11 protein-coding genes and 1 pseudogene are annotated in these 10,465 nt (G+C 61.5%); 5 read left to right on the top strand and 7 right to left on the bottom strand.

The genetic code is table 11. The annotated features are described in order from the left end of the window. Positions 1-33: 33 nt before the first annotated feature. The 5 genes from L972_RS06980 to L972_RS06960 all read right to left on the bottom strand — a co-directional run bounded on the left by L972_RS06980 (position 34) and on the right by L972_RS06960 (position 5,064). Positions 34-570: a glutathione peroxidase gene (locus L972_RS06980; RefSeq protein ID WP_005340333.1), complete on the bottom strand. Its 537-nt coding sequence runs from the start codon at positions 568-570 to the stop codon at positions 34-36. 58 nt (positions 571-628) lie between these two features. Continuing rightward, a complete protein-coding gene (locus tag L972_RS06975) occupies positions 629-1,192 on the bottom strand; it encodes an NnrU family protein (RefSeq protein WP_047436990.1) in 564 nt (187 codons plus the stop codon). Between the two features lie 232 nt (positions 1,193-1,424). Continuing rightward, positions 1,425-2,558, bottom strand: coding sequence for a glycerate kinase (locus L972_RS06970; RefSeq protein WP_047436987.1), 1,134 nt, complete (start codon positions 2,556-2,558; stop codon positions 1,425-1,427). Between the two features lie 9 nt (positions 2,559-2,567). Beyond that, positions 2,568-3,830 carry a GntP family permease gene (locus tag L972_RS06965; protein ID WP_005340326.1) on the bottom strand — a complete coding sequence of 421 codons (1,263 nt, stop codon included), beginning with the start codon at positions 3,828-3,830 and terminating at the stop codon, positions 2,568-2,570. A 118-nt stretch (positions 3,831-3,948) separates the two neighbouring features. Beyond that, positions 3,949-5,064, bottom strand: coding sequence for a sugar diacid recognition domain-containing protein (locus L972_RS06960; protein WP_047436984.1), 1,116 nt, complete (start codon positions 5,062-5,064; stop codon positions 3,949-3,951). 209 nt (positions 5,065-5,273) lie between these two features. On the opposite strand from L972_RS06960, the gene L972_RS06955 reads away from it, so the two are divergent. Next, positions 5,274-5,648 carry a YacL family protein gene (locus tag L972_RS06955; RefSeq protein WP_031227767.1) on the top strand — a complete coding sequence of 125 codons (375 nt, stop codon included), beginning with the start codon at positions 5,274-5,276 and terminating at the stop codon, positions 5,646-5,648. 53 nt (positions 5,649-5,701) lie between these two features. After that, the gene (locus L972_RS06950) at positions 5,702-5,998 is read left to right on the top strand and encodes a hypothetical protein (RefSeq protein ID WP_005340323.1); all 297 of its coding nucleotides are present in this window, start codon (positions 5,702-5,704) and stop codon (positions 5,996-5,998) included. 68 nt (positions 5,999-6,066) lie between these two features. Here the strand turns inward: L972_RS06950 and L972_RS06945 are convergent, their stop codons facing one another. Next, positions 6,067-6,804, bottom strand: a complete 738-nt coding sequence (locus L972_RS06945) for a substrate-binding periplasmic protein (RefSeq protein WP_047436981.1) — start codon at positions 6,802-6,804, stop codon at positions 6,067-6,069. 120 nt (positions 6,805-6,924) lie between these two features. Between L972_RS06945 and L972_RS06940 the strand changes: the two genes are divergently transcribed. From L972_RS06940 to L972_RS06930, 3 genes and pseudogenes are all read left to right on the top strand, one after another. Next, a complete protein-coding gene (locus L972_RS06940) occupies positions 6,925-7,755 on the top strand; it encodes a CPBP family intramembrane glutamic endopeptidase (protein ID WP_047436978.1) in 831 nt (276 codons plus the stop codon). Between the two features lie 198 nt (positions 7,756-7,953). Then, positions 7,954-8,648: pseudogene (locus L972_RS06935) on the top strand (hypothetical protein). Beyond that, positions 8,645-9,430, top strand: coding sequence for a hypothetical protein (locus tag L972_RS06930; protein ID WP_047436975.1), 786 nt, complete (start codon positions 8,645-8,647; stop codon positions 9,428-9,430). The pseudogene L972_RS06935 and the gene L972_RS06930 overlap by 4 nt, the downstream one beginning before the upstream one ends. A 2-nt stretch (positions 9,431-9,432) precedes the next feature. Here the strand turns inward: L972_RS06930 and L972_RS06925 are convergent. Next, a partial coding sequence (locus tag L972_RS06925; RefSeq protein ID WP_047436973.1) for a DEAD/DEAH box helicase occupies positions 9,433-10,465 on the bottom strand: 1,033 nt, incomplete at its 5' end.

The following is a 10,465-nucleotide window of genomic DNA, read 5'->3' as shown; positions in this document are numbered from 1 at the left end:
CATTATTCCAGAGCCGCCCGCCAAGGGGTAGGGTCAGAGCCCCAGCGCCCGGGTGATCTGCAGTTTGAGGGGGTCGTCAGCCGGATTCTGGTTGGCGCCGTAGCTGGCGATCAGCTTGCCATCGCGCCCCACCAGATACTTGTGGAAGTTCCAGTTCGGCTCATCCCCATCAGCGGCCGCCGCCAGCCCCTTGAACAGTGGCACAGCATCGGAGCCCCGCACCGCTACCCGATTGAACATCGGGAAGGTGACGCCATAGTCGCGGCGACACACCTCGGCGGTCTTGGTCTCGTTGCCCGCCTCCTGCCAGAAATCGTTGGAGGGGAAACCCAGAATAATCAGCCCTTTATCCTTGTAGCTCTGGTAGAGCTTCTCCAGATCGCGAAACTGACCGCTGTAGCCGCAGTAGGAGGCGGTATTGACCACCAGTACCACCTTGCCCTCGGTCAGCTGACAGAGGTTGTGGCGCTGAGAGTTGTTTAGCTCCCGCATCTCCACATTGAAATAATCGGGGCACGCCGCAGAGGCCGCGCCAGCCCCCAATAACAGCAACAGAGTGAACCATTTCATCGCCAAGACTCCTTTTGTTTTGTCCATCATACGCGGTTACCAGAGCCGCAGTTCACTCTCAATGCAATGGAATGCCGGTCAGCCAGCCGTGGCCCCAGAACACCAGCAGCGCGGTGGCAGCCAGGCCCGCCCCGACGCTGATGCCAGTGCCTGTCCAGTTAGCCGCCGGGCGGGGATATCGCTGCCAGTCCCGCACCGAAATCCAGACCATGCTCACCAGCGCCCACAGCCCGATGCCGCCAAACAGCACCAGAGATCGCGCCTCGCTGTTGACCAGCAGATGGGCCACCGCCCAGAGCAGGGTACCGAGCAGTTGGGGATGCACCAGCCAGCGGCGCAGATGGTTGGGCCCCTGGCCGGAGAAAAAGAGGATCAGCGAAAAGGGCATCATCACCGTCATGGTCATCGGCCCCCACTCCGGCAGGAAGTAGAGCGGCAGCGAGCTGGCCGAGCGCCAACCGGCGATGATGCAGGCGATGGCGACAAACACCAGCAGGGAGAAGAGCCCCTTGTAGCGATTCTCACCCAGCCGCTCGCGCAGTCGCGCCCGATTGGCAACAGCAAAACAGGGGTAGAGATGGATCAGGATAAACAGCGCAACCCCCAGGGTCAGCAGGAACATGAGTCTCTCCTTGTACTTGGTACGACCACTATGCCGTAAAGGGAGATTTGCGCCTATCAAAACCGCGCTGACCCATAGAGTCAAAAGTGTGGCAAGACAAAGGAGCAGAAAGAAAAGAGCCGATCACGATGGATCGGCAAATAAGTGCCAGGGCAGTCAGACATCTCGCGGGATGGGAGATGCCCCAAACGGGGATATTGAGTGGCCGATGGGGCGCATCGGCCGAACCGGATCAGCCCTTGAGCTGATAGAGCGCCGCTACGTTGCGCGCAGTGAGTTGAATATTGGTGCTGGCGCTCTCCAGCGCCTCCGGCAGAGACATGGCGCGGTTGACCACGGCGAATACCGCGTCCAGACCGTGATCATGTACCACACCGCAATCGTCGGTCAGGCAACCGGAGATGCCGATCACCGGCTTGCCGAACTGCTTGGCGCAACGTGCGACACCGATTGGCGTCTTGCCATGGATGGTCTGGCTGTCGATACGACCTTCGCCGGTGATAACCAGATCCGCATCGGCCACTTCATCGGCCAGCTTCAGGGCTTCAATCACGATCTGGATACCTGGCTTGAGCTCGGCACCAAGCAGACCGACCAGCGCGGCCCCCATGCCACCGGCAGCGCCCGCCCCCGGAATATCCTTCACCTGCTTGCCGAGCGCCTGTTCGATGCAGTCGGCATAACGGGAAAGGTTGGCATCGAGTTGCTGCACCATCTCCGGGGTCGCCCCCTTCTGCGGGCCAAACACCGCGGAGGCGCCTTTCGGGCCGCACAGCGGGTTGTTCACATCGCACGCCACCTCGATAACCAGCTCGCCCAGACGCGGGTCCAGACCGCTCAGGTCGATGGTCGCGAGTTCGGCAAGACCGGCGCCACCCAGCTCGATGGCTGAGCCATCGGCTTTGAGCAACTTGCCGCCGAGCGCCTGGATCATACCGGCACCGCCGTCATTGGTGGCACTACCACCGATTCCGAGGATGAGGTGCTTCACTCCCATCTCCAGCGCGGCCAGGATCAGCTCGCCGGTGCCGAAGCTGGAGGTGAGCAGTGGATTGCGCTGCTCGGGAGCGACCAGATGGATGCCGGAGGCGGCGGCCATCTCGATGACGGCGCGCTCGCCATCACCCAGCAGGCCGACGAAGCCCTGCACCTTGTTACCTAGGGGCGCGGTCACTTCGACCGGCAGGATGCGGCCACCGGTGGCATCAACCAGCGATTGCACCGTACCTTCACCGCCATCGGCCATCGGCAATTTGACGTAGGTGGCGTTCGGCAGCACCTGTTTGAAACCGGCCTCGATGGCATCAGCCACCGCCATGGCGCTCAGACTCTCCTTGAATGAATCGGGGGCAATAACAATTTTCATATCAATTCCTTAGGCGAGGCCAAACACGCCAAACATCAGGGTGGAGACAGTGGCAATGGTCAGACCGACTGCTGTTTCGTAAGGGATAAGTTTCAGACGCTCCCCCACCCCCATGTGGACGCTGCCACCGGTGGCATGGAAGAAAGAGCCGTGGGGCATGTGGTCAAACACGGTGGCACCGGCATGGATCATCGCCGCTCCGGCCAGACTGCTGATCCCCAGTTCAATCAGGGTGGAGCTGAATACGTTGGAGGCCACCACGGTACCGGCGGTGGTCGAGGCGGTCGCTAGCGACATCAAAGCACCGGAGATAGGCGCCAGCAGGTAAGAAGGCAGACCGGAGGCGGTCAGGCCGCTGATCAGCACATCTTTCAGGCCGGAGTTGGCGATGATGCCTGCCAGGGTACCGGTACCCAGCAGCATGATGGCAACCGGCGCCATGCGGGCGAGGCCGGAGACCGCAAACTGGTTCACCTTGCTGAATTTACCCATCATCAGGGCACCAACCAGACCACCGAGGGGCAGTGCAATCAGCGGATCCACCACGATACCGGCGACCGGCCGCAGGGCCAGCAGCAGGATGGCGACCAGCGGCGCGCTGATGGCGGCGGCAAAGCCCGGCAACTTGGCACCGGCAAAGCTCACCACTTCATCAGCAGCAACCTTGCTGCCCTTGTTGTTCAGCCGCTTGGCCAGCCAGTAGGCCATCACCAGACCGAACAGACCCGGAATGATGCCTGCCGCCATCACAGAGGTGAGGGGCAGATGGAAGGCATCAGCCGCGGCAATGGCGTTGGGGTTGGGGGACATGACGTTGCCCGCCTTGCCACCGCCGATCATCGCCAGCAGGATGGCCGCCTTGGAGAGGTCGGCACGGCGGGCAATGGCCAGCGCAATGGGGGCGACCGTGATGACGGCCACGTCAACGAACACGCCGACCGCAGTCAGGATCAGGGTTGCCAGCGCCAGCGCCAGCAGGGCGCGGGTTTCACCGAGTTTCTTGACGATGGTCTCGGCGATAGTGGTGGCGGCACCCGATTCGATCAGCACGCCCGCCAGTACACCGGCCGCCAGGATCCGCATCACCGCAGTGGTGATCCCCTGGGCACCGCCGATCATCAGGGCGACGGTCTGAGTCAGATCGGCACCGCCAATCAGGCCACCGGCCAGGGCACCCACGATCATGCCGTAAGCGGGCGGCACCTTCTTCAAAATGAGGATGATGGCGATGGAGAGCGCCGCGATGGCGCCAAGGGCTGTAACCGGGATCATGACGGACACCTTCAATGGGAGTGAGTGGCCGCCATTATGGAGATCTGCAATCAGAATGCTTTGGCTGAATAGCCAAAAATCACATCATATAAATGTATTTTTTTGTCTAAATTCACAATCACAAGTCGAGATTAAGGCCGAGATAGAGCAAAAACTTGTCGTCTAACTTGTTGAAATTCAACCCGGTTATCTGCTCTATCCGCCCCAGCCGATAGCGCAGGGTATTAGGGTGAATGAACAGGGCTTCGGCACAGCGATGCAGATCACAATCCTGCAAGAAATAGTGGCGCAGGGTCTTCTGCAGCGCCCCCTTGCCATCTTCCCGGGCCAGTTTCTGCAGCGGTGTGCGCAGCTGATCCGCCTGCCAGGAGTCCGCCAGACTGCCCAGCAGCACCGGCAAACGGTAGTCCTCAAAGAAGTAGACCTGCTTGCGCGGCGCCTGCCGCATGCCACGGCGCAGGGTATCTCGCGCCGTCTGGTAAGAGCGCGCCAGCCCGTCGATCCCGGCGAAGTAATCGCCCACCGCGATATGCACCTTGAAGTGGGGAATGCGGGCCAGCAACTGCTTGATCCGGCTGCGCTCCTGCGCCGATTGCCAGACGCCATCACTCAATTGCGCCGGTTTGAGCACCACTATCTCGTCGAGCCCGTTGATGGCGACCAGATTGTCCCGCTCCGGATTTTCCAGCTGATGAACCAGCTCTCGCAGACGCGCCGGATCGGCCTCCTCCAGCGCCAGCACGGCTACCACCCGAGGCTGGGCCAAATCCAGTCCGAGAAAACGGGCCGCCTGCAGCAATTGATCGACTCGCCCCTCACCACGAATGAGCTGCAACACCAGCTCCTCCTTGTGGCGCTTGTCCCACTGCAACTGCTCGGTGAGCGCCGCCTGCTCCAGGATCAGCTCTGCCGTCATTCGCACCAGCTCGGCGTAAGCACGCACTTCCTCCGGATCGCCAGAGATGCCGATCACCCCGATCAGCTCCCCCTGATAGGAGATGGGCAAATTGATGCCGGGTCGCACCCCTTTGAGCTGCAAGGCTGTCGCTTCGCTGATCTCCACCACCCGGTTTTCTGTGAGCGCCAGCACGGCCCCTTCGTGGCGCTGATGGATCCGCTCCGGATTGCCGGACGCAATGATGAGACCGTGTTCGTCCATCACGTTGACCGAGAACGACAGGATCTTCATCGCCCGTGCGACGATCTGGCGGGCAAGATTATCGTTTAGCTGCATAACATCTCCGGACAAGGGGCTGATCTGGCAGCGCCACCACGGGCCGATTCAGGGCACATGGGCGCAAAGATGCCACATCATCAAGACAAGCGAGAGGGGGCTCGCTAGAATAGGCCACTTTACCCGATGTGTGCCCCGCCATGGAGCAGGAATTGCGTGCTTGCACCCGCCTGCCCGTGATGGCCCATCCCTCCGATCTGGACTGTGCTATGGATTATGAATTTCGCCGCGACCCGTTTGGTGGCTATCGCGCCCGGTTCTCCATGGGCCATGAAGCCATCGGTCAGTGGCTGATCGACGAGGTTGGCAAGGATGAGGAGAAGCTCGACGAGCTCTTCTCCATCATTGATCAGCTCTCCAACCGCACCCGAGTCGAATACCGGCTCAACGGCGGTGACTACTCCCTGCTGCTGACCCATGAAGAGGCGGAGGTGAAAGCCAACGCCCTCAATATCGAGCTGGGTGAGGATCTTGACGATCTCGCCTACTACGATGATGAACAGCTGGCCATGTGCGGGCTGGAAGATTTTGCCCAGGTGCTCGGCTCCTGGCGCGCCTTTATCCGTAACGAGGATATGGGCTGATTGACCCAATGTCGGGCAAACGTGCCCTTTTGCCTAACTCAACAGGATTGACTATGTCTATTTACGATTTTGATGACGAACTGCCGGAAGACGAAGAACAGGAATCCACCAAGAAAGCGGCTGCACCGGCCAAGAAGAAAGGCAAGCAGGTGATGAACACTCAGGTCAACCTGAGCCCGCGCGATGCCAGCCGTCTGAACGGCATGCACGTTGAAGCGATCGCCACGCTGGACGATGTCAGCCTGCCGAAGAACGTCATCTTCAAGGCTGGCCTGATCGCCCTGGGCGAACTGGAAGCCAGCAAGCGCGCCGATATCATCGCCCGCGTGATCGCAGAATCAGGCCGCTAATCGCCCCTGAAGGCATAAAAGAAAGCCGGAGTCACTGCTCCGGCTTTTTGTTTTCCGGCCGTGCACTCTCAACGGCAATCGATCCCCTTTCCGGCTCGGGAGATCAGTTGGTCATAGCGACCATCGGCACGGGCAGCAGCCAGGGCATGATTGAAGCGCTCAAGCAGGCTGGCGGCCTCCGGGTACTGCCGTGAAATGATCAGGTAAAAGGTGTCGCTCTGACGAAAGTGGGGCAATGCCTGCAGATGGCAGGGGTCGCCAAACAACTGACGGCTGGCATCCCGGGTCACCGTCTCGTTCATCGGCAGCAGATCGATCCGTTTGCGATCCAGCAATTGCAGGCACTGTGCCAGGGTCTTGGGGCGCTGCAGATCCAGCCCGAAACGCTTGATCACCCCGTCGGCATGGCTGGTACTCCACCCCAGCGGAATACAGACACGCAACCCTTGCCAGCGGCCAGCCTGAATGGCCTCGCTCCCCCGATAGGTAAACCAGGAGAGGCGATCTATATGAATGGGAGCGCTGTAGTGGAAGAGCTTGGCCCGCTCGGCAGTCCAGGCGTAGGGGAAGGTGGCCGCGACCAACCCATTGCGGGTCAACTGATAGCCGCGGGGCCAGGGCAGGTAGTCGACCTGGATCTCCCGATACCCGGCCTCTTGCAGCAGGGTCGTCACCAGCCGGGTGCTCTCGCCGCCTTCAGGCAGTGCCTTGCCGGTATAAGGGGTGAACTCACCGGTCACCAGCAGCAAGGGTGCCGCCTGCAGCCAGACACACCAACAATACAACAACCACAGACAGTGCTTCATCAGCTGCTCTCCCTTTACCCTGCTGATGAGTATAGAGAAGGGATCCGACCACCTCCTGCGCGGTTGTCCTGCTGACGCCCACTTGTTAAGGTTGCCGCCTGCCTCGATCAAGGAGATCCAATGTTACCCCTTACCGACTCATTTATCTGGGGCGCGCTGGCGCTGGCCGTGCTGCTTGCCCTCTTCCGCCAGCGTCTTCCCGCCTTTGCTCTGCTGGGACTCTCCCTGCTGCTGGCACTGTGGCTTGACCGAATGACGCTACCCGCCCTGCTGGTCTCGGTCGCAGGATTACTGCTGGCGTGGCGTACGCCAACCCTCCCCGCCCGCCGGGCGATGGCGGCCAGAGTGGTGCTGATCCTCTGGGCGATTGCGCTGACCCTGCACCTCATCCCCGGCTTCAACAATCTCAAGGTGCTGGATCAGGCGCTGGCAGGCCCCGCCAGCATGCCGTTCAACATGTATCTGAACCTAGACAAGCCGCTGCTGCTCTTTGGCTTGCTGCTGGCCTGCCCGATGCTGCTGGGCAAGGGGGGCGCCATCCGCTGGCGCCCTTTGGCCCTGTTGCTGCTGCCGCTGGGTGCCCTGCTGGTCATCGCCTGGCAGTTGGGGGCACTGAAACCGGAAGTGGGTCTGCCCCACTGGTGGTGGCTGTTTGCACTCAACAATCTGCTGTTCACCTGCGTGGCGGAAGAGGCGCTGTTTCGTGGCGCGATCCAGCAGGGGCTGACCGAGCGTTACCGCCCCTGGATTGGCATCGTCGTGGCCGCGCTACTGTTCGGAGCCATCCACCTGCCCGGTGGCCCGCTGCTGGCGCTGTTTGCGACCCTGGCAGGCTGCTGCTACGGCTTGGCATTCCAGCTCAGTGGGCGACTCTCCGTGGCCATCCTGATCCACTTCGCCTTCAACTTCGCCCATCTGGCGCTCTTCACCTACCCGCTGGCCCACCGCTAACTCTTGCAGGCGCCTGACACGGGCGCCTTCCCTCGCTCTTCCCTCTCTCTTTAAGCGTGCTGCCTCGCTCGCTTTACACCTCCACAAAGCTCCAAACAAAACCAATTCATTTACTTGTAACCAAAATGTAAACAAACTGACCTCTGCATTCGCCATAACAGTCACTTTCCATTGCCCTGCAACCAAAAGGATTCTGTGATGCAGAAAACCCTCAGTTATGCCCCCCTGCTGCTGGTCAGCCAGTTCCCGCAACTGGCACTGGCCGATACCGATGTCTATCTCACCAACAACAGTCCTGAACCGCTCCAGATCGACATCCGCCAAAGCGGCAGCGGCCAGCTGCAACCCGGCACTCAGTGGAGCCAGCACCGCACCGAGCTGGGCCCGTGGGAGAGCGCCATGGTACTCAGCTTCAATCGCTATGAGGGGGTAAAAGCGGGCAAGAGCTATCTGTTCGAAACCCGCGTGACCACAGCGGGTGGCGACGTCTATCGGCTCAACCAGCTGATGGAGGGAACCTGGTGGAACACCACCTTGCAGCACGGTGGATCCCTGCCACGGACACCGTCATCTACGGCGGCGACTTCAACGTCAACAAACGCAAGTTTGCCGATGACTACGCCAACATGCTGGCCAATCTGAACGCCCATGACCCCGCCTATGGCGGCTATACCGAAGCCACCTTCGATCCCAGGATCAACCCCTATGCCGGTGGCCCGCTCTCCGGTGGCGCCAACGTCGAGTATCTGGACTATCTGGTGGTGAGCCGGGAGTACGGCAGCGCCAGCCACAACCTCAACACGGTCTGGATCCCCCGCAGCAGCGATGGCAGCCTCTGGCCCGCCAGCAACCTCTCAGACCACTTCCCGGTCAAGGGAGAGATCAGCCGATGACTCGCCGTTACGGGATACTGGCGCTGGCTATCCTGACCCTTTTACTGGTGAATCTGGGCTGGCAGGAAGAGCAGCCCCCGATATCGCCAGAATGGTCGGCGACGCCTTCTCCGGCCGATGTGCAATTGCCAGCAGAACCGGGGAGCCAGCCTCCCCACATGCCAAACGCTGAGGGGATGGATGGCAAAAGCAAAGAAGTGCCCAGCAGCTGGCAGGCGATGCCGGATGAACTGATCAACCAGCTTGCCAGCGAGATCAGCGACAGCGAGTTGCCGCTGGCGCAGCGTGTGAGCAATCTGGAAGCAACAGAGGACGGGTGGCTGAGCGAGGGGGAGAGCCTGATCCGGCTACAGGGGCGCTATGCCCTGGCGCTGGATCAGCTGGCGCAGGAGAGCGAGCAGTTGCCGCTGGCCGAGCGGCTGGACGCCCTCAGCCGCTTGCAGGATCGGTGGGCGGCGGATAATCCGAATCTGGCAGGCGAGCTGTTCAACCCGGATGCCCGCCTGCAGCAAGCTCGTCAGCTTTGGGGAGATGAGGATCTGGCCACCCTGGCCCGCCACTTCCTCCCCGCAGAGAAGGCTGAAGCCACGCTGGCGTTTGCCGAGGCGCGCCAGCAGCAACTCGATCAACGTAGCCGCTACCAGCGAGAGCTGGCCGAGCTGGAGCAGCAACTGGCGACCAGCCAACAGCAGATGGATCCTGCGCTGTGGCAACAGCACAAGGAGGAGGTGTTGAGCCAGTGGCGTCGTGACTTCTTCGCGCGGGAACAAGGTAAACCCTGAGGTCAGCGCTTGCCCTTGAACTGCTTGACGCTGCGTTTGGCCTGAGTGCGGCGATTGGCCTGCTTGTCACGAGGGGGGCGCTTGCCCTCCCCGCTGGCAGGCTGGTCGGTGACCGGGAATCCCGCCAGATCGCCCAACGGCAGATCGCGGCCGGTCAGGGTGCGAATGGCTTGCAGCATGTCACTCTCGCCATGGCAGACCAGCGAAATGGCCAACCCTTCGCGGCCAGCCCGGGCGGTACGACCGATGCGGTGTACGTAAACAGGGGCGCTGGCGGGCAAGTCCAGATTGATCACCACCGGCAGCGCCTCCACATGGATGCCACGCGCCATCAGGTCGGTGGCCACCAGCACCCGAATTTTGCCCTCTTTGAAATCGCTGAGCGCCTGCTCGCGCACCGCCTGTTCTTTTTCGCCATGGAGGGCAGCCACAGCGATACCTGCCTTGGCCAGCTTTCTGGCCACACCGTCGGCATCATCCCGCGCACTGATAAAGACCAGCACCTGCGGCCACGCCTGCTCCTTGAGCAAGCTGATAAGCGCCGGGACCTTGCTGCTCTTGTTGACCAAATAGAGCCGCTCTTCGATCTCGTTCACCACGCTGTTAAGGGGGTTTGCCTCGATACGGTTAGGCTCGCGCAGCAGGCCGTTGGCCAGCGCCTCCAGCTCGGCAGGCAAGGTGGCGGAGAAGAGCAGGGTTTGGCGATCCGCCGGAATAAAGCCGAGCAGCGCCTTGATGTCGGGAGCAAAGCCCATCTCCAGCAAGCGATCCGCTTCATCCAGCACCAGCAGTTGCAAACCATCCAGCCCCAGCAGTTGCTGGGTCAGCAGATCCCGCAGCCGCCCCGGCGTGGCGACCAGCAGCTGTGGCCCCTGCACCAGTTCGGCCTGTTGCCGCTCCTGCGCAACGCCCCCACACAACGTCACGATGCGCAGCCCCAGCGCCTCGGCACCCTCTTTTAGCGCGGCAGTGACCTGAATCGCCAGCTCGCGGGTCGGCACCAGCACCAGACCCTGCACCTGGCTGGAGGCCGGC

Source organism: Aeromonas sp. ZOR0001 (assembly GCF_000801015.1).
GTDB lineage: Bacteria > Pseudomonadota > Gammaproteobacteria > Enterobacterales > Aeromonadaceae > Aeromonas > Aeromonas veronii.
This window is presented reverse-complemented; position numbering and strand designations above follow the sequence as displayed.